The sequence below is a fragment of the Streptomyces rubiginosohelvolus genome, assembly GCF_014649875.1.
Classification (GTDB): Bacteria; Actinomycetota; Actinomycetes; order Streptomycetales; family Streptomycetaceae; genus Streptomyces; species Streptomyces rubiginosohelvolus.
On sequence record NZ_BMTW01000002.1, the window covers coordinates 188,241 to 209,933 of the forward strand.

27 protein-coding genes are annotated in these 21,693 nt (G+C 71.9%); 13 read left to right on the forward strand and 14 right to left on the reverse strand.

Translation table 11 applies throughout. The features are described from left to right. Positions 1 to 124 precede the first annotated feature (124 nt). Positions 125 to 964 (reverse strand): alpha/beta fold hydrolase, encoded by an 840-nt coding sequence (locus IE134_RS08180; RefSeq protein WP_189430062.1) that lies wholly within the window; start codon positions 962 to 964, stop codon positions 125 to 127. A 165-nt stretch (positions 965 to 1,129) separates the two neighbouring features. Here IE134_RS08180 and IE134_RS08185 point away from each other — a divergent pair, with 165 nt between their 5' ends. Next, positions 1,130 to 3,610 carry a GTPase-associated protein 1-related protein gene (locus IE134_RS08185; RefSeq protein WP_189430064.1) on the forward strand — a complete coding sequence of 827 codons (2,481 nt, stop codon included), beginning with the start codon at positions 1,130 to 1,132 and terminating at the stop codon, positions 3,608 to 3,610. Between the two features lie 25 nt (positions 3,611 to 3,635). Here the strand turns inward: IE134_RS08185 and IE134_RS08190 are convergent, their stop codons facing one another. Both IE134_RS08190 and IE134_RS08195 read right to left on the reverse strand, forming a co-directional pair. Then, complete coding sequence (locus IE134_RS08190; RefSeq protein WP_098018843.1) at positions 3,636 to 4,058, reverse strand: hypothetical protein; 423 nt, start codon at positions 4,056 to 4,058, stop codon at positions 3,636 to 3,638. Positions 4,059 to 4,216: 158 nt separating this feature from the next. Beyond that, a complete protein-coding gene (locus IE134_RS08195; RefSeq protein ID WP_030709899.1) occupies positions 4,217 to 4,585 on the reverse strand; it encodes a VOC family protein in 369 nt (122 codons plus the stop codon). Between the two features lie 63 nt (positions 4,586 to 4,648). On the opposite strand from IE134_RS08195, the gene IE134_RS08200 reads away from it, so the two are divergent. Next, entirely contained in the window at positions 4,649 to 5,098 is a 450-nt protein-coding gene (locus tag IE134_RS08200) for a MarR family winged helix-turn-helix transcriptional regulator (RefSeq protein ID WP_098018845.1), read from the forward strand. Between the two features lie 17 nt (positions 5,099 to 5,115). Here IE134_RS08200 and IE134_RS08205 read toward each other — a convergent pair whose 3' ends face one another. Both IE134_RS08205 and IE134_RS08210 read right to left on the reverse strand, forming a co-directional pair. Continuing rightward, on the reverse strand, positions 5,116 to 5,853 hold the full coding sequence (locus IE134_RS08205; protein ID WP_098018901.1) for a dienelactone hydrolase family protein: 738 nt from the start codon (positions 5,851 to 5,853) through the stop codon (positions 5,116 to 5,118). A 108-nt stretch (positions 5,854 to 5,961) separates the two neighbouring features. Further along, on the reverse strand, positions 5,962 to 6,423 hold the full coding sequence (locus IE134_RS08210; RefSeq protein WP_179888162.1) for an ATP-binding protein: 462 nt from the start codon (positions 6,421 to 6,423) through the stop codon (positions 5,962 to 5,964). A 153-nt stretch (positions 6,424 to 6,576) separates the two neighbouring features. Here IE134_RS08210 and IE134_RS08215 point away from each other — a divergent pair, with 153 nt between their 5' ends. Together IE134_RS08215 and IE134_RS08220 are read left to right on the forward strand one after the other, a co-directional pair. Next, positions 6,577 to 7,455: a helix-turn-helix domain-containing protein gene (locus IE134_RS08215; RefSeq protein WP_189430066.1), complete on the forward strand. Its 879-nt coding sequence runs from the start codon at positions 6,577 to 6,579 to the stop codon at positions 7,453 to 7,455. Beyond that, positions 7,452 to 7,697 (forward strand): DUF397 domain-containing protein, encoded by a 246-nt coding sequence (locus IE134_RS08220; protein ID WP_189430069.1) that lies wholly within the window; start codon positions 7,452 to 7,454, stop codon positions 7,695 to 7,697. The genes IE134_RS08215 and IE134_RS08220 overlap by 4 nt, the downstream gene beginning before the upstream one ends. A 7-nt stretch (positions 7,698 to 7,704) precedes the next feature. Here IE134_RS08220 and IE134_RS08225 read toward each other — a convergent pair whose 3' ends face one another. The 3 genes from IE134_RS08225 to IE134_RS08235 all read right to left on the reverse strand — a co-directional run bounded on the left by IE134_RS08225 (position 7,705) and on the right by IE134_RS08235 (position 9,944). Next, positions 7,705 to 8,532 carry a hypothetical protein gene (locus IE134_RS08225; protein WP_189430071.1) on the reverse strand — a complete coding sequence of 276 codons (828 nt, stop codon included), beginning with the start codon at positions 8,530 to 8,532 and terminating at the stop codon, positions 7,705 to 7,707. Positions 8,533 to 8,565: 33 nt separating this feature from the next. Beyond that, on the reverse strand, positions 8,566 to 9,117 hold the full coding sequence (locus tag IE134_RS08230) for a hypothetical protein (protein WP_189430073.1): 552 nt from the start codon (positions 9,115 to 9,117) through the stop codon (positions 8,566 to 8,568). A 248-nt stretch (positions 9,118 to 9,365) separates the two neighbouring features. Next, the gene (locus tag IE134_RS08235) at positions 9,366 to 9,944 is read right to left on the reverse strand and encodes a maltokinase N-terminal cap-like domain-containing protein (protein WP_030709883.1); all 579 of its coding nucleotides are present in this window, start codon (positions 9,942 to 9,944) and stop codon (positions 9,366 to 9,368) included. A 284-nt stretch (positions 9,945 to 10,228) separates the two neighbouring features. On the opposite strand from IE134_RS08235, the gene IE134_RS08240 reads away from it, so the two are divergent. Both IE134_RS08240 and IE134_RS08245 read left to right on the forward strand, forming a co-directional pair. Beyond that, a complete protein-coding gene (locus IE134_RS08240) occupies positions 10,229 to 10,699 on the forward strand; it encodes a hypothetical protein (RefSeq protein ID WP_030709881.1) in 471 nt (156 codons plus the stop codon). A gap of 82 nt (positions 10,700 to 10,781) precedes the next feature. Then, entirely contained in the window at positions 10,782 to 10,928 is a 147-nt protein-coding gene (locus IE134_RS08245; RefSeq protein ID WP_010059383.1) for a hypothetical protein, read from the forward strand. Positions 10,929 to 11,039: 111 nt separating this feature from the next. Here IE134_RS08245 and msrB read toward each other — a convergent pair whose 3' ends face one another. From msrB to IE134_RS08265, 4 genes are all read right to left on the reverse strand, one after another. Continuing rightward, positions 11,040 to 11,447 (reverse strand): peptide-methionine (R)-S-oxide reductase MsrB, encoded by a 408-nt coding sequence (msrB, locus tag IE134_RS08250; protein ID WP_030709879.1) that lies wholly within the window; start codon positions 11,445 to 11,447, stop codon positions 11,040 to 11,042. Positions 11,448 to 11,497: 50 nt separating this feature from the next. Beyond that, entirely contained in the window at positions 11,498 to 12,898 is a 1,401-nt protein-coding gene (gene murC, locus IE134_RS08255) for a UDP-N-acetylmuramate--L-alanine ligase (protein ID WP_098018867.1), read from the reverse strand. A gap of 72 nt (positions 12,899 to 12,970) precedes the next feature. After that, positions 12,971 to 13,423, reverse strand: a complete 453-nt coding sequence (locus IE134_RS08260; RefSeq protein WP_030709875.1) for a hypothetical protein — start codon at positions 13,421 to 13,423, stop codon at positions 12,971 to 12,973. Between the two features lie 162 nt (positions 13,424 to 13,585). Beyond that, a complete protein-coding gene (locus IE134_RS08265; protein ID WP_098018869.1) occupies positions 13,586 to 14,374 on the reverse strand; it encodes a pyrimidine reductase family protein in 789 nt (262 codons plus the stop codon). A gap of 37 nt (positions 14,375 to 14,411) precedes the next feature. On the opposite strand from IE134_RS08265, the gene zapE reads away from it, so the two are divergent. The 5 genes from zapE (at position 14,412) to IE134_RS08290 (ending at position 18,924) form a co-directional block, all read left to right on the forward strand. After that, positions 14,412 to 15,506 (forward strand): cell division protein ZapE, encoded by a 1,095-nt coding sequence (gene zapE / locus IE134_RS08270; RefSeq protein ID WP_189430075.1) that lies wholly within the window; start codon positions 14,412 to 14,414, stop codon positions 15,504 to 15,506. An 83-nt stretch (positions 15,507 to 15,589) separates the two neighbouring features. Beyond that, entirely contained in the window at positions 15,590 to 16,015 is a 426-nt protein-coding gene (locus IE134_RS08275) for an OsmC family protein (RefSeq protein ID WP_010059393.1), read from the forward strand. Positions 16,016 to 16,199: 184 nt separating this feature from the next. After that, positions 16,200 to 17,573 (forward strand): alkaline phosphatase PhoX, encoded by a 1,374-nt coding sequence (locus tag IE134_RS08280; protein ID WP_098895182.1) that lies wholly within the window; start codon positions 16,200 to 16,202, stop codon positions 17,571 to 17,573. A 251-nt stretch (positions 17,574 to 17,824) separates the two neighbouring features. Continuing rightward, positions 17,825 to 18,541 (forward strand): polysaccharide deacetylase family protein, encoded by a 717-nt coding sequence (locus IE134_RS08285; RefSeq protein ID WP_229823460.1) that lies wholly within the window; start codon positions 17,825 to 17,827, stop codon positions 18,539 to 18,541. Between the two features lie 17 nt (positions 18,542 to 18,558). Next, positions 18,559 to 18,924, forward strand: coding sequence for a hypothetical protein (locus IE134_RS08290; protein WP_189430077.1), 366 nt, complete (start codon positions 18,559 to 18,561; stop codon positions 18,922 to 18,924). A 70-nt stretch (positions 18,925 to 18,994) separates the two neighbouring features. On the opposite strand, the gene IE134_RS08295 is transcribed toward IE134_RS08290, so the two are convergent. Then, positions 18,995 to 19,213 (reverse strand): hypothetical protein, encoded by a 219-nt coding sequence (locus IE134_RS08295; protein WP_030709866.1) that lies wholly within the window; start codon positions 19,211 to 19,213, stop codon positions 18,995 to 18,997. Further along, positions 19,210 to 19,884: an AIM24 family protein gene (locus tag IE134_RS08300; RefSeq protein ID WP_030709864.1), complete on the reverse strand. Its 675-nt coding sequence runs from the start codon at positions 19,882 to 19,884 to the stop codon at positions 19,210 to 19,212. Before IE134_RS08300 ends, IE134_RS08295 begins: the two co-directional genes overlap by 4 nt. Positions 19,885 to 19,955: 71 nt before the next feature. On the opposite strand from IE134_RS08300, the gene IE134_RS08305 reads away from it, so the two are divergent. Then, entirely contained in the window at positions 19,956 to 20,684 is a 729-nt protein-coding gene (locus IE134_RS08305; protein ID WP_030709862.1) for a peptidyl-tRNA hydrolase, read from the forward strand. A 201-nt stretch (positions 20,685 to 20,885) separates the two neighbouring features. Further along, complete coding sequence (locus IE134_RS08310) at positions 20,886 to 21,632, forward strand: DUF4142 domain-containing protein (RefSeq protein ID WP_030709860.1); 747 nt, start codon at positions 20,886 to 20,888, stop codon at positions 21,630 to 21,632. Positions 21,633 to 21,693: the final 61 nt, after the last annotated feature.

Below are 21,693 nucleotides of genomic sequence, written 5' to 3' on the forward strand. Positions count from 1 at the left end.
CTCCTCCTCGACGCCGCATCGATCATAGGTTCGGCGGGCCGTCGCCGTGGAGGGGTCCGGGCACTGTTGCCTCATCGGGACATGCGGGCACTCCGCCTCTCGCGGAGCCGTTCCGGCCGGGTGGTCAGCCGGTCTCCGCCAGAAAGGTACGGAGGTGCTCGACGAGGGCGTCCGGCCGGTCCTGGGGAAGGAGCGTGTAGCTGTCGGCCACCTCCACCAGCCGTCCCTGCGGGAGGATGTCGGCGAGGCGTCGCCCGTGGTCCGGCGGCATGACCCGGTCCTCGGTCGCCCAGACCACCAGCGCGGGCCGGTCGAAGGTGCGCAGTTGCTCGGCCCAGCGCAGGAGTTCGGCCTTCTCCGGTACGCCGAGGACATAGGCGCGCAGGTCGCGCCGGATCTCGGCCGAGGTCAGCAGCGGCCGGAACCAGTCGTCCATCGTGGCGTGCGGGACGGGCCGTTTGCTCATCCATCCCCAGGTCATGGGCAGCAGCCGGGCGGGCTTCAGCCGGAGCAGGGAGAAGGCGGCCCGGATCCCTCCGGGCAGCCTGGCGAAGGCGGCGAGGTTCCGCCCGGGCAGCCCGGGCGGATAGTTGTCGAACGCCTCGCAGGAGGTGATGACGAGCCGGCCGATCCGGTCGGCCGTCCCGTCCGCGACCAGGGCCTGAGCGCCGCCCCAGTCGTTCATCACGAGTGTCACGTCCTCCAGTCGGAGGGCTTCCAGGAACTCGGCGACCAGCCGCGCGACCCCGAGGACGGACAGGTCGGCCCCGGCGTCCATGGGCCTGCGGTGCCCGCCGAGCGGCAGGGTCGGCACGATGCACCGCACCCCGTCGCCGAGCCCGGCGACCACCTCGTCCCACAGCGAACCGTTCATGGCCACGCCGTGCAGGAGGACCACGACAGGCCCGTCGCCACCGGTGTCGGGGTACTCGATCACGCCCGCCGAAAGCCTCACATCGCCCATGCGGTCAACATAGTCCCGCCGCCCTCGGGCCAGCACCTGACGCAGCGTAGGGATTCCCTCCCCGTCCTTGATAACGTCGCCCCCGCGGCTGCGGACTTCTCCCCCGACCCAGCCGTACGGGGTGGGCACGGGGACCGGGCGCGGCAGGACGAAGAGGGCCGACAGATGAGCCTTGCACAGGTGCACTACACCTCCGCCGCGCCGGGGGACGAGGGAACGGCGGGCCGGTTCACGGCGGTCGGTCCCGGGGTGTCCGGGGCGCTGCTGGCGGAGATCGAGCCCTTGCTGCGCCACGAGCTTCCCGACGGCGTTGCCGACCGCCCGTCGGACGGCGAACTGCGTTCACTGCCGCAGTCGTTCACGTACGCCGCCCTCTCCGACGGCAGCCGTCTGGTGTCCCGGTCGGCCCCGGTACGGGCCACGGCCGGCGCCACGGGGCCGGGGGTCCGGTTCCACGCGCACGCGGTGCATCTGCCGCCGGGGGTGCCGCTGCCCGGCGACCGGCTGCCGGTCGAGGCGTGGCGGTCGCCGCACTGGGTGGCGGTGACACCCGGCGGCGCGATACCGGACCCGCTGACGCTGCCTCCGGGACCGACGGCGGTCTCGGAAGGCCTGGACGACTTCGCCGTGTCGCGCGGGCCCTGGCTCGCGGCCGTCCTGGCGGATCTGCGCCGGGCGAGCGAGCCGACGGAGCCCGGTGGGCGGCCGGTGGTGCTGGTCGAGCGGCAGTGCGCGGACGTGGCCCGGTGGCTGGGGCTCGCGTCCGTGACCCTGCCGAGGGAGAGCGCGGAGCGGCTGACGTTCACCACGTACACCCGGCGGCCGGGGAGTTCGGCGGCGCGGGTGGTGGGAGTGCTGCCCGAGGACGCGGAGGCGGCCCGGGCGGCGGGCCTGCGGGTACATGTGTGCGCGGGGCAGCCCCCGTCGGCCGGCGGTATGGACGACGCGTGGGCGGCGACGGCGGCGCGGGTGTGGCGGAGCCGCTCGCCTGAGCTGTTCCGGGAGGCGCGGGAACTGCCCGGGGAGCCTTTCGCGGCAGGCCCGTTGGCGGTGACGGCCCTGTGCGCGGGGATCGCGCTCGGGCCGGACGAGCGTGCGGCGGCGGCCGGTTGGGCGGCGGACCGTCCGTACGCCCTGGACGCCAAACGTACGGGCCAGCTGGTCGAGGCCCTCACCTCCCCCGGCATCGACGACCGTACGGGCCCCGAATTCGACGCGGCGGGACGGCTGTTCGGCGCCCTGGAGGGCCGCTGCCCCGCAGCGGTGACCGCTCCGCTGGCGGCCATGCTGGTGACGGAGGCCGTACGGGGCGGCAACGGCTCGCTGGAACTGCCGCGCCGGGACGCGTTCGTGGGGCCGGAGGGCGCGGCGGTAGCGGAGCGGCTCGCCCCGGAGATCCTCACCGAGCTGAGTGATACGGCCGGGACCCGTTCGGTGGCGCGGACCGTCCAACTGCTGCGGGTGGCACGGCTGCTGGGCGTGGACGGTACGGATGCGCTGCCGGAGGTCGTGGACCGCCTGGCACCGGCGCTACTGGCGGAGGCCGCGGCAGAGGGAGGAGCGGACACCCCTGACTTCGCCCCGGCCCTGCTGGAACTGCTGGACGAGCAGTTCGAGGTGCGGACGGCGTTGCTGGGCGCGCTGGACCGGATCGCCCCGCAGGACCCCGGGGCGGTGGCCCGGTTCCTGGAGCGGGTGGCGCTGCCGTTCACGGGGACGCAGGCGTTGCCGCACCTGCGGATGTGCGCCGAGGTACCGGGGGCGATGGCGACGCTGGGCGGGGACCGGGCGGCGGTGTGGCACCGGGTGCTGCGGGCGGCCGGCCTCTCCCCCTTCGCCGAACCGCTGGTCCTGCGCACGGCGGTGGGCCTGGTGTGGGAGGACCGGGCCCCGACGGTCGAGGAGGCCCGCCTCCTGCTCGACGCGGCCACGTCGGACTCGCACCGCGCGGCCGGTACGTGGGCCCGCCTGGTCGAGGCGGCGTTGAGCGCGTCCGCCACGGGAACGCCCTCGACCGGCCCGTCCGCTGCGAGCACCGACGAGGCGGCGGCCCTCGCCCACGACCTCCTGCGCGGCTTCCCCGGGGAGATCGGCGGCCGGGAGCGGGCGGGCCTCCTGCTGCTGGACCTGGTCCGCGAACTGCGCACGGGTGCGCCGGAACCCGGCTGGGCGGAGACGGTCCGCACCCTGTGCGCCCAGGCGGAACCGGTCGAACCGGCACTGAGGGAGCGGGCCCACGCGGCGTTGGTCGAACGGCTGCTGGCCCCGGACCGCCCGGGCGCCGAGCTGTACGACTTCGTCCACGGCGACGACACGGAGCTGATCGCCGCGTACAACCGCACCGCCCGGACGGAAACGGTACGGACCCGGCTGCGCACCCAGCCCGCCTACGCGGCGGACTGCTTCACCGTCTGGACCGCCCACCCGCACGCGGGCAGGACCTGGCCCCCGGTCGCCGCCGCCCTCCTCGACGAGGTCCTGCGCCCGGCCGTCCGCGCCATGTCGGCCGAGGACGTCGCGGAGGTCGAGGCGACGGTGGGCCGCACGGGCAGCAGCGGCCGGGCGGAGGCCTTCCGCACCTGGAACCGTTCGAGCACGCTGGGCCGTCTGGGCCGCCGGATCGCGGGGCGGGTGCGGCGGGGGTGAGCCCCGAGAGCCCGACCGTGTGGGGTCAGTGGGTGAATCCCTTCACCTGAACGGCATTTCCGTAACTGTGCGCGTCCGCCTTCTCCACCTGGAACCCCGCCGAGGCAAGAATGCCCAGGACGGCGTCCCGCATACAGGTCTGCACGGTTTCGAAGTGGCGGATCTCCCGGGGCAGATGCGACGGATCAACACCCCGCTCCAGAAGGTCTACCGCTGCGGCCGTCAGTTCCGCCTGGGTATTCCAGTCCACCAGGACACCACCGTCCGCGAGAGGGTCCACCCGGACGTGCGCACCGGGTCTGCCGCCGGAATGCTCGTCGAGGTCTTCTCGGTAGGCGGAGATACCCGCCCGAACCAGTGCACGGCAGGCCTCGTCGGCCAGTTGCCCGCGCTCAGTGATGACCTCCGGGGTGGCTTTCGGCGGCAGATCGAAGTTGTACCCACCCACGCGTTTCTCCCACTGAAACCGGCCGCCGATTGTCTCTCCATCGCACACGCATACGTTGCCCCTGCTCGCCCAGGACAGGTCGGCACCCTGGGCGACCCGGCATCTCGGGGGCAGAGCGCGGGTGCCTCCGCGGGATCGCTTCGGACAGAACCGGCCCGTCATGCGCGGTCGTGCAGCGTGACATGGTAGCCGTCGGGGTCCGCGAAGGTGAACGTCCGGCCGAAGGGGCCGTCGATCGGCGCCGAGACGATGGCGTGGCCGTCGGCGGCGAGCGCGTCGTGGATGGCCTGGACGTCCGTGGCGTGGAGCCAGATCGCGGCGCCGATGCCGGGCTGGGCGACCGATGCGAGATCCGTCCCGGGAATGACCTCGCGCAGGGCGAACGCGATCGGCTTCGTCTCGAAGACGACGGCGTGCGGGGGTCCGGCCGGTGAGCGGACGAGGCCGAGGTACTGCTCGTAGAACGCCTGCGAGGCGGCGAGGTCGCGCGCCTGGAACGAGATGAAGTCGGGACCGGTGGCGGGCATGGTGGCACTCCTTCTCTTCGTGTCAGATTCCTGACACGCACCACTGTATGTCAGACTCCTGACATGAGCAAAAGAGACACCGGCGTCGACCTGGACACCTCGCTGGGCTACCTGCTGAAAGAGGCTTCGACCGCCCTGCGGGTAGCCATGGAGGAGGTCCTGCGCCCCCTCGGGATGACCGTGACGCACTACTCCTGCCTCGAACTGCTGGCCCAACGGCCGGGCATGTCGAACTCCGAGCTCGCGCGCGGCGCGTTCGTGACCCGGCAGTCGATGAACGTGCTGCTCCAGGCCCTGGAACGGGACGGCTACGTGACCAGGCCCGCCGAGGCGGCAGTGGGGAAGGTCCTCCCCGCACAGCTCACACCTCGTGGACGACAGAGCCTGGAGGAGGCGTCCGCGGCGGTCAGGGCCGTCGAGGTCAGAATGCTGGCCGGCATGACCGAGGACGAGCAGGAAATCGCGTTCCGGGCCCTCCGGAGCATGATCGATTCACTGCGCGGCCCCGCATAGCCCACCAGCCCCTGGGTTCACGCCCCCAGCTCGTCCGCCACTGGCACGCACTCGGCGAGCAGTTCGACGACGTCGCGCCAGGCGCGTCGCGCGTGCCGGGGGTGGTGGCCGACGCCGGGGACCGTGGCGTGGTCGACCGTCGGGTGGTGGAAGGCGTGCAAGGCTCCGCCGTAGACCGTGAGGCGCCAGTCGACGCCCGCGGCCTGCATCTCGGCGGTGAACGCGTTCCGCTGCTCGGGCGACATGATCGGGTCCTCCGACCCGACCCCGGCCCACACCGGGCAGCGGATGTTCGCCGCCTCGCCCGGTCGGCCCGTGGTCGTCGCGTTGACGGTCCCGATCGCACGCAGGTCGACACCGTCGCGCCCGAGCTCCAGCCCGATGGCTCCCCCGGTGCCGTAGCCGACGGCGGCGATCCGGTCGGGGTCGGTCCGCGGTTCGGCGCGCAACACGTCGAGCGCCGCATGGCCGATGTCCCGCATCCGGTCCGGGTCAGCCAGGAGCGGCAGGCAACGGGCCAGCATCTCCTCCGGATCGCCCAGGTAGCGCCCGCCGTGCAGGTCGAAGGCCAGCGTTACGTAGCCCAGTTCGGCCAGCGCGTCGGCACGGCGGCGCTCGACGTCGCTGAGCCCCATGCCCTCCGGCCCGAGCAGAACGGCGGGCCGGGGGTCGACACCGGCCGGGAGCGCGAGGTACCCGACCATCGTCAAACCGTCGGCCGGATACTCGACCGTACGCGTCGTCACCGCTGTCATCGCCGTCATAAGACGGGACCGTACCGACCGTCGAGCCCGGTCCGGCCGCTGTTCTGCCAGTGGCAGAACAGCGCGGGAGTTCACCCGCCGCACACCTGGCTATTTCTCTCAGTACAGCAGGTCCAGCTCCGCCCGGACCGTCTTGCCCGGGCTGCGGTCGAGCACCGCCCAGCGGTCCGCCAGGGCCTCCACGATCAGCAGCCCGCGCCCGCTGTCGGAACCGTCCGCCGGGGCCGTGATCTCGCCGGGGAAGGGCGGCCGGCGCTCACCCCGGGCGTCGGAGACCTCGATCCGCAGGAGGCCCGGCGTTTCCGGATCGCCGGGCATGTGTGACAGGCGCAGTTCGAAGTTGCGGCCGGCGACGCGGCCATGAGTCACCGCGTTGGCCGTCAGCTCCCCGATGATCAGGGCCGCCGACTCCGAGGCGTCACCGAGGTACGGGATGCCCCAGGTGTGCAGCTTGTGCAGGCCGACGCGGCGGGCGAGCCGGGCGCCGCGTGGTTCCGAGACGAATTGCCGGTTGAACACACGTACGGTTACGGGAGGTTGGGTCGTCGTAGGCGCTTCCATGCCCCCAGATTCCGGGGCGCGGGCCTCACTCACCAGGTCAGAAACCCGTACGCTGCGTCAGCGTACGGGCGCGAAGGGTAGACGGTACGGGTCACGTTCCGTGAGCATGGACGGGTCGCGAACCAGGACAGGCGCACGGGGAGGTGGCCGTACATGACGCACGGCACGGACAGCATGGACAGCCCGATCCACGGGACCTTCGGCAACGGCAGCGTGCGCAGCGCCGAGCCCGAACCGCAGTACAGCCTCAAGATGTTCGGGGAAGTCGTCAAGACCTTCCGCAAGCGGGCACGGCTGACGCAGGAACAGTTCGCCCCGCTCGTCGGGTACTCCCCCGAGACCGTCGCCTCCATCGAGCAGGGCCGCCGCCTCCCACCACCGGACTTCGCGGAGCGCGCGGACAGCATCCTCGACGCGTTCGGGGTGATCCTGGCGGCGGCAAAGCATCTGACGCGGCGCAAGGGGCTGGCGAGTTGGTTCCGGCAGTGGGCGGAACTGGAGCTGTCGGCGCTGAGCCTGTACACGTACGAGTGCCGGTTGATTCCGGGGCTGTTGCAGACGGCCGCGTACGCGCGGACGTTGTTCGCCGATCAGTTGCCGCCGCTCACCGACGAGCAGATCGAGGCGCAGCTCGCGGCTCGGCTGGAGCGTCAGCAACTGCTGCGTGAGCGGCCGAACACCTCCTTCAGCTTCATCCTCGAAGAGCATCTGTTCCTCCGGGACTTGGGGGGCAAGGAAGTCACCCGGGAACTGCTCGACCACATCCTCGACCTGTCCGAGCTGCGCAACGTGGACATCCAGATCATGCCGCTCGTACGCCATCACCACGCGGGGCTGCATGGGCCGATGCGGCTACTGGAGACGCCGGATCACCAGTGGTTCGGCTATCTGGAAGGGCAGGAGCAAGGGCAGTTCGTCTCCGACCCCAAAGTGATCAGCGCACTCCAAATGCGGTGTGCAAGTATGCGTTCACAGGCTCTCTCGTTGGACGACTCCAAGAGCCTGATGCGGCGGATGCGAGGAGCGAGATGAGCACCACACCCCTGGCCTGGTTCAAGAGCAGCTACAGCAGCGGCTCCGGCGACTCCTGCGTCGAGGTCGCCCTGGAGTGGCGCAAGTCGAGCTACAGCAGCGGCTCCGGTGACGATTGCGTCGAGGTCGCCACCTGCCCCTCCACCGTCCACGTCCGCGACTCCAAGCTCGACGAGAGCCCCCAACTCGCCCTCACCCCCGCCTCCTGGACGCGCTTCCTCTCATACGCCGTCCAGGGCTGAGCAGCAGTCAACGCCGGGCCGGCTGCCGACGCTCGATCCGGTCCGGGTCGCCGCCGAGCAGATCACCATGGCTGATGGTGAAGTCCCCGTTCGGCAGCGTCTGCCCGTCTCCGTACTGCCGCCCGATGACCGCTGCGGGGAGAAACTCGCGCATGCTGTGGCGCATGCCCCCGGAGTACTCGACCGGCGCGCCCCAGTCGGCGGCGGCCTCGTCGGTGGAGAACAGCACCCAGTGGTCCACTAGTACGGCGGCGTCGAGGTCCGGTGCCTTGCCGGTGTGGCTGTCCAGGGCCGGTACGGTCAGCCGGTCGGGGTCCAGGGGCTGGTACCACAGCAGCAGGGGCTTGGCCTGGCGCGCTTCGGCGTTGTCGAAGCAGCACACGACGATGGTGTGGTCCGGGAGGTGCTCGGCGTAGAAGTGCAGGAGCTCCGGGTCGAGATCGGGGCGTCGGTGCGGCGGCACCTGCCACAGTGCGGCGGGGACGGCTGTGGGGTCGTCCGCCAGGAGCACCGTGTAGACGTCATGGTCGAAGACCTGGACGGCCGCCCGCGGTTCCGCGCCCATCCACGCGATGCCGTCGGCCGCCGCTGCGGCGTCCTCCACGGCGGAGACCATGCGCCGCAGGACGTCGCCGGAGCGCCCCGCCGAGAGGAAGTGTCGCGGTGTGAGCTGCCTCGTCGGCACGTGCAGCAGCATGGCGTTCGGGCCGTCCGCCAGGTTGACCGCCGTGTTCTGGTAGCCCAGGACGTGGATGAGGCCGTGCTCGCCGTGGTGTTGGCGCCCGCAGTACAGGATCGTGCCGGAGAACGCCGCCTCACCTGTCGATATGCACATGCGGGCACGGTACCCGCGCCGGTCCGGTCCCGGTCACGCCCCCGCGCGTACCCGGTGCCGTCGGTGGTACGACCAGGTCACCGCCGCCAGCAGCGGGCCCCACAGCAGGAGCGGGGCGTACGAGGCGACGAAGAGGACCTCCCCCGCCGATATGCCGGGGTCCGGGCTGGGGGCGGTCAGCAGGCCGCCGAAGAAGAGCACCCACCACAGGACCGTGACCGCGAGGGCTCCCAGCGAAGCGGCGAGGACCGCGAACCGCCGGTCGACGGGGCGTCCGCCGAGGAGCGGAATCCAGCGCGGGACCACCTCGCCCCAGGGCCGTACCAGGCCGAGCGTGAGGTACGAGGCGGTCTCGGCGACCGCGCCGATCAGCAGGACGTAGGCCATCGCGATCAGCGGCGAGTGGCCGGGGAACCCGGCGAGGAATTCCTCCCGCTCCATCACCCCCACCGGCACCCCCAGCACGAGCGCGATCCGCCACATCCCGGAGGGGACGGTCGACCAGGCCACGACGTGGGCTGCACGCACCGCCCACCGCGGAGGCGGCAGCACCCCGGGGGCGGGCGTGGTGGGGTTCGTCGTCATGACCCGAACCTCCCGCACCGCCCGGCCCGGCACGTCCCGCCGCGTGATGATCCGCCTCCGCCGCAGGGGGGTGGCGCGATCGAGGAGACCGCGATCCTGCTGTTCGAACCGGCGGGACCGATGAGCACCGGTTGTGCAGGGGGGCCGATGACCAGGCGGCCGAGATCCTCGACTGACCTGCGGGGCGTGGCGTCGGGTCACGGCGTTCCCGAGGGGGCGTCCGCCCTCGCGGACGGCCCCTCCCGCGTCTACCGCGTCGCGACGGCCGCGAACACGCCCTGCGCGGCCGTGCCGTCCGGCCAGGTCCACGCGGCGACCAGGTGTGCCGTCGGCTGCTGCTCGGCCCCCGTGGACGGCAGGACCCGGTTGATACGGACGTCGAACCCCTCGGCCGGACCGGTTCCCCGGACGGTGACGGTCGGGTCGGGGGTGTCGCTCTCGCGCTGGTGCTGCGGTTCCGTCTCACCGCGCAGCAGAGCACCCAACTGCGCCAGTACCACCGGGTCGTGGGCGCCGTCGTAGATCCACCGGGTGCCGAGCACCCCATGCTCGGCGGTGCCGATCAGAGCCTCGTCGGGGGCGTCCTCCAGGGCCGCACCGCGATAGCTCAGCGGCACCAGGTACGCCACCGGCTCCCCTGCGGCGGTGTCCACCACGACCATGAACTCGATCCCGACCTCGCCCGCCGGGTCGTCCAGCCGGAACCCGCCGGCGCTCGTCAGATCCGGCGTTCCCGTGGGGCCCGCGTACCACTTCTGCTGCGGCAGCCAGCGGGTGATCAGCTCCAGCTTGGTGGGCGTCATGGTGGTGCGGTGAACGGTGGCCACGGAGGCTCCCTCATCGGTCGGTCTGCGTCCGTCCTCCCATGGGGCGGGACGGGGGGCGTGAGCGAACCTATCCTGGCTCGCACGAGCGTGTGAGGGCCGAGCCACCGCTCTGTCGGACCGGCCTAGCGGAGGGCTGCTTCCCGCAGGAAGGGGTGTTCCGGCGGCGGGCGGCCCGCGCGGTCCGGAGCGCCCGGGCCGGGCCGGTACCGTAAAGGGAGATCCGTACGACTCGTGAGCCTCCTGACGGGCTGCGTGCACCCAGACCCAGGAGGACCTGCCCCACCATGACGACCAACCGTGGACGCAAGGACGTCATCCGCGACCGGATGGCCGCCACCGGCGAGTCGTACAACGTCGCCGCCCGCAATCTCAAGGCCATGAAGGACACCGCCGCCACCCGCGACGCCGTCCTCGTGCAGCGCTGGACGCCCGCCGATTCGTTCGACGTGCCCTGCCCCTGCGGCGGGACCTGCGAGCCGGGCGAGACCTGCGACCACTGTCACGCCCGCCACCGGCACGTGAAGCGCTACCCGGGCTCCACCACCGAGGTCGAGACCTGGGCCGACCGCTACGAGTGCACCGGCTGCTCCTCCTCGTACACCCTCACCGTCCACCTGGCCGGGCGGCCCTGGGGCGTCGCCGAGACCGTCGTCAAGGGCGGGTCGGCCGAGGAGGTCGTGCAGGCGACCGTCTTCCCGGGGGTCATCCACCCGCTGCTGCGGTCGGAGGCGGCCGAGGGGCCCCGCCAGGAGTGAGGTGCGCGTCAGTGAAGGATCGGGAGCGTGCGACCGGGCGTTTACGGGGTAAGCGAGAGGCAGACGCCACCGAGGAGGAACCATGTCCCGCCTGATCGCCCGCATCACCCAGTTCACCCGCAGCCCCCAGGGCCGTCGGACCATCGCGTCGGCCCGGCGTGCCGCGGCCGACCCCCGCAAGCGCGCCCAGGCCCGCGGCCTGCTCGGACGGCTGCGCGGACGCCGGTGACCCCGGCGCTCCGGCGGAAGGCCGGAGCGGCGACGGGAAGCGAACGCAGAAGATGCCCGCACAGGTCTCCCCGTGCGGGCATCTTCGCGTTCCGGTCCGTCGGCGTACGGCTCAGCTCTCGTCCGGCGCCAGCGTCAGGGAGATCGAGTTGATGCAGTAACGCTGGTCCGTCGGGGTGGCGTAGCCCTCGCCCTCGAAGACGTGGCCCAGGTGCGAGCCGCAGCGGGCGCAGCGCACCTCGGTGCGGACCATGCCGTGGCTGCGGTCCTCGATCAGCTCGACCGCGTCGGTGTCCTTCGGGTCGTAGAAGGACGGCCAGCCGCAGTGCGACTCGAACTTGGTGTCGGAGCGGAACAGCTCCGCCCCACAGGCCCGGCAGGAGTAGACGCCCGCCGTCTTGGTGTCCGTGTACTCACCGCGGAAGGCGGGCTCGGTGCCGGCCTGGCGCAGCACCGCGTACTCGGCGGGGGTCAGCTCTTCCCGCCACTGCTCGTCCGGCTTCTCGACGTCGTACGGCACGGCTCGCTCCTCAGCTCGACAGGTGGTCGCTCGCCCCGGTCGCCTCTCGGCTACCGGGCGCTCGACAGGTGGTCCAGGATGCGCGGGCCGAGGTCGGTGACGTCGCCCGCTCCCATGGTGAGAACGAGATCGCCGGGCTTCGCCATTCCCGCGATCGCGGCCGGCACGTCGGCCTGGTCGTGGACGGCGGTGACCTCGGCCCCGGCCGCCTTCGCCGCGTCGATGATCAGGGCGCTGGTGATGCCGGGGATCGGGTCCTCTCGGGCCGGGTAGATGTCCAGGACCACGGAGGCATCGGCCAGGGCGAGGGCCTGGCCCATCTCGGTGCCCAGCTCCTGTGTACGGGAGAACAGGTGCGGCTGGAAGACGACCAGGATGCGGGCGTCGGCGGCCGCGCCGCGCATGGCTTCCAGGTCGGCGGTCATCTCGGTCGGGTGGTGCGCGTACGAGTCGATGACCTGCACGCCCGCCGCCTCGCCCTTGAGCTGGAGGCGGCGCTTGACCCCGGTGTAGCTGCCGAGGGCGGAGGCCAGGTTGTGCGCCGGGATGCCGAGGGCGACCCCGGCGGCGAGCGCGGCGACCGCGTTGTGGGCGTAGTGGGCGCCGGGGACGGAGACCGTGAAGGTGAGGAACTTGCCGTTCAGCAGGACGGTGACCTCGCTGGTCAGGCCGCGCGGGGTGACCTTGTGGACGCGTACGTCGGCGTCCTCGGCGGAGCCGTAGGTGACGACCTTGAGGTCGGAGAGGTCACGGACCCGGCGGGTCAGCTCGACCGCGCCGGGCTGGTCGGCGGAGATCACGAGGGTGCCGCCGGGGACGATCTTGCCGACGAAGGTCTCGAAGGAGTCGTAGATCTCGTCCATCGAGGCGTAGTTCGCGTGGTGGTCCAGCTCGACGTTGAGGACGATCGCGACCTCGGGGTCGTACTTCTGGAAGCTGCGGTCGCTCTCGTCCGCCTCCGCGACGAAGATGTCCCCCTCGCCATGCGTGGCATTGGTGCCGGGGCCCTCCAGGTCGCCGCCGATGGCGTACGAGGGGGCCAGGCTCAGCGAGGAGAGGGCGACGGCCAGCATGGAGGTGGTGGTCGTCTTGCCGTGCGTGCCGGCCACCGCGATGGCCCGCAGGCCGTTCATCAGGGAGGCCAGGGCGTCCGAGCGGTGGACGACCGGGACGGCCAGCTCGTTGGCCCGGAGCAGCTCCGGGTTGTCGGCGCGGATGGCGCTGGAGACGACCACGCAGGACGCGTCCTCGGCCAGGTGCCCTGCCGCGTGCCCGATGTGCACGGTCGCCCCCAGCGCCCGCAGCGACTCGGCGGTGGCGGACTCCTTGGCGTCGCTGCCCGCCACCTTCGCGCCCCGCTGGGCGAGGATCTTCGCGATGCCCGACATTCCGGCGCCGCCGATGCCGATGAAGTGGGGTCGTTCCATGGCGGCGGGAATGCCGGGTGCCATCTGTACTCCTGCGGTCGTGGTTCGGGTTCCGATGAGGCGGCCGAGGGCCAGCCCGGACCGCGCGGCTTCAGCCTATTCGCTGTGCGCGAAGAGCTTGAGCACCGGGACGCCCACCTTGTGGCGGGCCCGGGAGGCCCAGTCGCGGTGGAAGAACTCCTCCACGTAGTGCGGGGCCGTCAGGACGATGACCTCGTCCGCGCCCGCCTCCTCGACGACGGTCGTCAGTTTGTCCAGAGGGTGATCCTCGACCACCTGTCCGACGGCTTCGGAGCCGGCCTGGCGCAGGGCCCGTAGGGAGTACTCCAGGCCGATCTCGGCGGGTTCACGGGCCTCGCTGCCCTCCGGCTCCTCCCCTTCGCGCACCGCTTCCTTCAGCTCTCCCATCGCCACGTCGTCGATCGCGCGCAGCAGAACATCGGCCTGGTCACCGCGCGGCTGCAACAGAACGACGAACGAGATCCGCTCCTCGCCGTGGAGCGTGGTGACGAAGTCCACGTCCTCGGGAGTGAGCGGCTTCTCGATCATCAAAACGCTTGTGAACACGACAGGCGCCCTTCCGCTTCTTCGTCTCGTCGACCGCCGGCTCGACCGTCGACGGTCGTTTGCTGAAACCATCCTTCCCCGCGCTTCCACGGGGTTGCAGGGGTAAGTGTGCCCAGCCGAAGCTAAGCGGAACGGTAAATTCCGCTAACTGTCAGTCCGACGGTACCGAGAGAAGAGGAAACCGGCCTCTTCCAGCAGCGATGCCAGGAAAAAACGTTCCGGCAGGGCGACCCCGGGACCTCCGGCGATGCGCTGAGCGTCACCCGCAGTGAGCATCGGGGAGAGCGTCAGGCAGAGCTCGTCCAGCACGCCGGCCGCCACGAACTGGCCGAGCAGCCGGGGCCCTCCCTCGGTGAGCTGGCGGCGCAGCCCCCGGGCGGCCAGCTCGCGCACCACGCGGGCCGGGTCCACCCGGGTCCCGTCGCCCGCGATCACCACGTCGGCGCCCGCCTTCCGGGCCGCCTCGATCCGGTCGGCGGGGGCCCCGGCGCCGGTCACGACGAGGGTCGGGACGAGCGGCTCGGTGAACAGCGGCAGCGAGAAGTCCAGGTCCAGGGAGCCGGTCACCACCGCGACGGCGGGCGCGGGACCCTGCCCGGCGGCCGCCCGGCGCTCCGCGAACGCCTCCCGGGCGCGGGCCGGACGGTATCCCTCCTGCCGTACGGTCTCGGCCCCGGCGATCACCACGTCGGCCAGGCCCCGCAGGGTGCCGAAGATCCGCATGTCGGCGGCGCAGGAGATGGGCTGCGAGCGGCCGTCGTGCTGGGCGGCCCCGTCGAGCGTTGAGACCATGTTGGCGCGCAGCCAGGGGGTCCCGTCGGGGAGGGCGGCCGGGTAGGCGTACGCCTCCGCGAGCTCGTCGAGGCTCCACTCGCGGTCGGGGGCGGCGGCGCCCGTCGTTGTCAGGTCCGTCACAGGGAACAGGCTTCGCATGGGTTGCAGTCTGGCACGGGCCTTAGGGTGGAGAGTTGTGTCGTCATCCACCGCGTTTCCGGGGCAGAGCCCCCTTGCCGAAACGGCCCCGCTGTCCCTGTGCGCCCGCGAGCCGCACGTCCCCGCCGACCGTCTGGTCGCCGAGATGGTGCCGCCGCCGCGCTTCGATTCGGTGCGCTTCGACACGTACGTACCCGACCCCGACCAGCCCAGCCAGAGCGAGGCGGTCACGGTCCTGGAGGGGTTCGCCGCCGGGCTCGGCGGGGCGCACGCGACGGGTTCCGGCCGCCGCAAGTGGTTCGGGAGCAAGAAGCCTGCCGCGCCGGCCGGGCCGCGCGGGGTGTATCTCGACGGCGGCTACGGCGTCGGCAAGACCCACCTGCTGGCCTCCCTCTGGCACGCCACGCCCGCCGAGCCGTCACTGAAGGCGTTCGGCACGTTCGTGGAACTGACCAACCTGGTGGGCGCGCTGGGGTTCCAGCAGACCGTGCGGACGCTCAGCGGTCACCGGCTGCTGTGCATCGACGAGTTCGAGCTGGACGACCCGGGCGACACCGTGCTGGTGTCCTCGCTGCTCAGCCGGCTCGTGGAGGCAGGGGTGGCGCTCGCCGCGACCTCGAACACCCTGCCGGGCAAGCTCGGTGAGGGCCGGTTCGCCGCCGCCGACTTCCTGCGCGAGATCCAGGGCCTGTCCGCGCACTTCCGCCCGCTGCGCATCGACGGCGAGGACTACCGGCACCGCGGTCTGCCCGAGGCCCCGCCGCCGTACAGCGACGAACAGGTGACCCGGGCCGCGTACGCCACGCCGGGCGCGTCGCTGGACGACTTCCCGGGGCTGCTGGACCACCTGGCGAAGGTGCACCCGAGCCGGTACGGCGCGCTCACCGACGAGCTGGGCGCGGTCTGCCTGACCGGGGTGACGGCGGTGCCCGACCAGTCGACGGCGTTGCGCCTGGTGGTGCTGGCCGACCGGCTGTACGACCGGGAGGTCCCGGTGCTCGCCTCCGGGCTGCCGTTCGACCGGCTGTTCAGCGACGAGATGCTGAACGGCGGGTACCGGAAGAAGTACTTCCGGGCGATCTCCCGGCTGACGGCGCTGGCGCGTGACGCGAAGGGGCTGGTGGCGCAGTAGGTTCGGGGGCGTAACGCAACGGGACACCGCGAGGTGCCCGTGTTATCCCGTACAACCGCGCACACCGTTCGAAGGGATCCAGCATGGCTACCACGCGTCAGGCGCACACGGTCTGGGAAGGCAACCTGATCGAGGGCAAGGGGGTCGTCACCTTCGACTCCTCCGGCATCGGTGAGTACGACGTCTCCTGGCCGTCCCGCTCCGAGGCGGCGAACGGCAAGACCAGCCCGGAGGAGCTGATCGCCGCCGCGCACTCCAGCTGCTTCTCGATGGCGCTCTCGCACGGTCTTGCCCAGGCCGGCACCGCGCCGACGAAGCTGGAGACGAAGGCGGATGTCACCTTCCAGCCCGGCACCGGTATCACCGGAATCCACCTCAGCGTCGTGGGTGAGGTCCCCGGTCTCGACGAGGCCGGCTTCGTGAAGGCGGCCGAGGACGCCAAGGCGAACTGCCCGGTCAGCCAGGCGCTGACGGGCACGACGATCACGCTGTCGGCTTCGCTGGCCTGACCGGTCGGCCTCGCCGGACCGGCCCGTCGGCCGACGCCGGACCGACCGGCCACGGACGGCTCTTCCCGTCTGGGCCGTCCCAGCAGCAACACGGGGCGCGGGGGCGCGCATGGTTCCCCCGCGCCTCTGTGCGTGCTACACACGTGCGGGTCACTTCACCTGTCCGCCAACAGGGAGTCACCTCATGTCAACCGCACCCCGCTCCACCGCAACCCGACGTCAGGTCCTGGCAGGCAGCGGCGCAGCCGCAGCGATCGCCTTCACGGGGGCCTTCTCCGAACTCTTCGCGGGCACAGCAGCCGCGCGCGGCCACAACGGTTACGGCCCCCTCGTCCCCGATCCGGACGGTCTGCTCGACCTGCCGAAAGGATTCCGCTACCGGGTGCTGTCCCGGGAGGGCGAGCCGCTGCGCTCCGGCGAGGGCCCGGTGCCGAGCAACCACGACGGCATGGCCGCCCTGCGGGGCCGCAACGGGCGGATCCACCTGGTCCGCAATCACGAGAACCGGCACACGGCCGAGATCGGCGTGCCGACGATTCCGGGGCTGACGTACGACCCGGCGGCCAAGGGCGGCTGTACGTCGCTGGAGCTGGACGGCCGCAACAAGGTGCTCGGCGAGCGGGTCGCCATCGCGGGTACGGCGGTCAACTGCGCGGGCGGGCCCACCCCCTGGCGCACCTGGCTGACCTGCGAGGAGAACGAGGACAAGGCCGGGACCAACGGGTACACCAAGGACCACGGCTTCATCTTCGAGGTGGACGGCGCCGATCCGCGCCGCACCGGGGCCGTCCCGCTGACCGCGATGGGCCGATTCCAGCACGAGGCGATCGCCGTCGACCCGAAGTCGGGGATCGTGTACGAGACGGAGGACGCGTTCGAGAAGCCGTTCGGGCTCTTCTACCGCTTCCTCCCCGAGAAGCCGCTCGGCGGCACCGGTTCGCTCCGGGCGGGCGGGGAACTGGAGGCGATGCGAGTCCCGGGCGTGCCCGACCTCTCCGTCGTCCAGGAGACCGGCACGAGCTTCGACCGGATCGAGTGGGTCCCCGTACCGGACCCGCTGGCGAAGGAGACGGCGATCCGCTTCCAGGACTTCGGGCCGAAGGGGATCACGCACGCGCAGAAACTGGAGGGCTGCTACTGGGGCGGGTCCTCGGTCTACTTCGTCTCCAGCTTCGCCCACCGCGACGAGGGCTCGGCGGCCGACCACTACGGGCAGGTGTGGCGCTACGAGCCGAAGAAGCGACGGCTGACCCTGGTGGTGATCTTCGGCCCGGACACCGACATCCAGCTGCCCGGCGAGTCCCCGGACAACATCTGCCTGGCGGCCGACGGCGGGCTGATGGTCTGCGAGGACGGCGGCGGCGCGCAGCATGTGCTCGGGGTGACCCGGCGCGGCGAGGTGTACGCGATGGCGCGCGGGCGGCAGAACATCGGGACGCCCGAGGAGCCGGAATGGGGCGAGTTCGCGGGGGTCACGTTCTCGCCGGACGGCTCGACGATGTACGTGAACTGCTACACGCCGGGGACGACGTTCGCGGTGACGGGGCCGTGGTGCTGAGGTAGCCGTTTCCCGGCGCCCACCTTCGGAGTGCCACCGACCGAAATAACCATATTGTCGGATATTTTCCGTGAGTGATCACTGCTGCACGGAAGACTCGGAAGGCCCGGAAGGCACGGCAGACGACGGTTCTGGCGGTCGCGGGGGTGCTGACCGGCACCGCCCTGACCGGGTGCGGGGGCGAGTCCCCCGCACCCGCTCCCCCGCCGCCACCCGCTTCGGCCTCCCCCGCCCCGAAGAAGCCGCCGACGATGGCCCCCGGCCCGGCGGGCCGCACCCCGGTCTTCGAACGGAGAACGACGGGCGGGGGCGCGGGCGGCGGCCCGGCGGAGAAGGTCGTGGCCCTCACCTTCGACGCCGACATGACGGCCGACCAGGGCCCCCGGGCCGCCTCGGGCGAGCGGTTCGACAATCCGGAGCTGGTCACGCTGCTGCGCCGGCTGAAGGTGCCCTCCACGGTCTTCATGACCGGCCGCTGGGCCGAGGAGTACCCGGCCCAGGCGAAGGCCATCGGCGCCGACCCCCTGTTCGAGGTCGCCAACCACTCCTACAGCCACCACGCGTTCAGCTCCCCCTGCTACGGGCTGCCGGTGGTCGGCAAGAACGCGATGACCCGCGACGTCGAACGGGCCTTCACCGCATTCCGGAAGGCGGGGGTGCGGAACGTGGTGCCGTACTTCCGCTTCCCCGGAGGCTGTTACGACGACACGGCGCTGCGCGCCCTGGCCCCGGCGAACGTGACGGCCGTCCAGTGGGACGTGGTCAGCGGCGACGCCTTCGCCACGGACGCGGACGCGGTCGCCGAGCAGGTGCTGGACGGGGTCCGGCCTGGCTCGCTCGTGGTGATGCACTGCACCCGCAGCGCGGCCCCGGCCACCGAGGCGGCGGTACGCCGGATCGTGCCGGAGCTGCGGGAGCGCGGGTACCGGTTCGTGAAGGTGTCGGAGCTGATGGAGGGCGGCGCCTGACGCAAGGACTGCCCGACGTGCCCGTTCCGAACGCCGGTATGGTCAGGGCCGGGGACGAGGGGGGGCACGACATGTACTTCGACGAGAACGAACCACAGGCCGTGCGCGAGGAGCGCTTCGCCGCGGAGCGAGACGCGCGCAGAGCGAGACGCAAGGCCGCGGGACTCGACTCGCGGGAAGCGCACCTCGGCGCGGCCATCGTGGCGGTGGCCCTGATACTCCTCGGCTGGTTCGGCCAGTGGGTCGCTCTGGCCGTCGTGAGCGGGGTGTTCCTTCTCTGGTTCGCCGCGACCCTCTCCTGGACGTACGCCGACGGCGACCAGGGCCGGCACGCGCTCCAGCGCGCGTACAACCTCACCTTCGGGTGGGCCGGCGGGCTCTAGGGGGTGTCTTGGCACCCCTCGTGCGTGGCCCGGCGCGGCCACGCACGAACGCCCCGCCGGGCAGTACGCCCTAGCCGGAACAGGCCGTGCGGCCCGCCTCCTGCCAGGCGCAGACCGGGCAGAGCGTGGCGCCCTTCGTCGACTCCGGGTACTCGGTCGGCTCGCGGCACAGCACGCACTCGGCGTACGGAGGCCCTTCGGCAGTCCCGGCGGGCGGGGCGGTCGTGCTCGGCTCCGGGGAGTCGCAGTACGTGCCCCCGTCGTACGGGTCGACCGTTTCCCGGCTCAATTGGAGGTCTTCTCGGGCCGGGCCTCGCTGGGACGGACGATGACGAAGCCCTCGCCCTGGAGCATCAGCTGGACGGCCTCGCCGGAGCCGCCGCGGACCATCGAGCCGACGCTCTGGGAGCGGTTCAGGCTGGTCGTGAGCTGCTGGCTCCAGCCGACGACCGCGTCCGTGTCCACGTACACCGGCTGGGCGGCCGTCACGGGGATCACGATCGGGGTGCCCTCGCACATCAGGCCGAGCTTGCCGTAGCCCGTGAAGACGCTGTTGAAGAGGCCGCCGCCGGCCATTCCGGCGCCCTTCACGGTCTTGATCTCGTAGGAGAGGGTGGGGTCGAAGCAGAGGACGTTGCGGCCGTTGATGGTGATCGAGTCGCCCTGGTCCAGCTCCACGATGAAACAGTTCGCCGCCTCGTGCGCGAACCATGCCTCGCCCTGGCCCCGGACGGCCATGAGGGCCAGCCCCTCGCCGGTGACGGCACGCTTGAGCATGCCGCCGATGCCCTGGCCCTTGCGCTCGAACTGGAGGTTGCCGCGGAAGGCGATCATCGAGCCCTGCCGGGCGTGCATCTCCCCGTTGACGGCGTACTTGATGGATTTCGCGTTCTGCAGGGTCATCCCCGGGGCGGTGGCCGGCTGGGCCATGTGCTCGCTGGAAAAGAGATCGCTCTTCATGCGGAGCATCCTCACCCGGACCCGGTCGTTCCGCCAAGCAGGTGACCTCGTCCGCCTGGCAGACTGGGACGGTGACCAGCCATGACACCCCCTCCCCCGCCTCCGGGAGCCCGTTCCGCAGCGGCCCGACCGACCGCGACCAGGCGCCGCAGTTCGTCCTGCCTCTGGTGCTCCACCTGGAGAAGACGGACCCGCCCGCCCGCACCGACGCGCTGCGGGCCGCCGCCCGGGCGGTGCTGACGATCCTCTCCGACGAGCGGTCCCTCGGCGACGGCGAGTGGGCCGCGGCCATGCGGGACTGGCAGGACGCCCGGATCCGGAAGGTCGTGCGCCGGGCGCGCGGTGCGGAGTGGCGCAAGGCGGCAGCGCTCGACGGCATCACGGTGACCGGCGAGGACGGCGCGGAAGTACGGGTGTTCCCGCCGATTCCGCTGGACGGCTGGCCCAAGGAGCTGGCCAAGCTCCAGGTGTCGGGCACCGACCTGGACGACCCCGAGCCGCCCGCCGCGCCCGACCTCTCGGGCCCGGTGCTGTGGCTGAACCCCGATGTCGACATGTCGGCGGGCAAGACAATGGCCCAGGCCGGGCACGGGGCGCAGCTCGCCTGGTGGGAGCTGTCCGAGACCGAGCGCAAGGCCTGGCGCGAGGCCGGGTTCCCGCTCTCCGTGGCCACCCCCGGGGCGGAGCGCTGGCGGGAGCTGACGGCCGGCGGGCTGCCGGTGGTGCGCGACGCGGGGTTCACCGAGATCGCCCCGGGCTCCTGCACGGTGATCGCCGACCACCCGGCGCTGCGCCGCTGAACGGGACGGCGACCACAGCGGGCCCCGTCGCGGAGCCGCGACCTCATCGCCCGCGCGCTGAACGTTTCTCGTTCCTCTGACGTATCTCCCGGTACTGCCCCATCGGCATTACCGCCAAGTAGCCTGCACAGCCAGTCGATTGGCGGTTGATTGACGCCTGTTCGATCGACGCTGTCACGCCTCGGCCCGGGAGACACCTTGTTGCGACGCATCAACGGCACGGCCCTCATCATCGCGGCACTGGTCGCCACAGTCGGCGCGATCGCGTTCCCCGTCTGGTCCTACGCGGACCGTTCGGGCACCGGCGAGGCGAATCTCAACGCGTCCAGCGTCGCCACCCAGTGGGGGCCGCTCTCCGCGACCGACCGGGACTTCCTGGTCAAGGTTCGGCTCGCCGGCCTGTGGGAGCTGCCCGCCGGGCAGCAGGCGATCGAGCGGGCGCCCAGCGAGGCGACGAAGGCCGCCGGGGACCATCTCGTCGTCGGGCACACGGACCTGGACCGGCGGGCCCGGGACGTGGCGGCGAAGCTCGGGGTGGAGCTGCCCAACCAGCCGACCGCCCAGCAGCAGGAGTGGCTGCGGGAGCTGACGGCGGCGAGCGGGGACGCGTACGAGCGGAAGTTCGCCAACATCCTGCGCGCCGCCCACGGCAAGGTCTTCGGCCTGATCGGCCAGGTCCGCCACACCACCCGGAACACGCTGATCCGGCAGCTGGCGAGCGATGCCAACCAGACCGTGCTGGACCACATCACCATGCTGGAGGCGACCGGGTTCGTCGACTTCGACGCCCTGGCGCGCGAAGCGGTGAGCGGGTCGACGTCCAGTCCTTCCGGCCCGTCGATGCCCCGCGACGGCCAGGCCCCGCTGGCCCCGGTGCCGGTGACGCCGACCGGCGACCAGTCCTTCACCTCACGCCCGGTGCCACCCACGATGATGCCGATGCCATAACGACGGCGGCGGGTCCGGAACCTCAAATGAAGCTCTGAACGTCCCCCCGGTCGGGTTCATC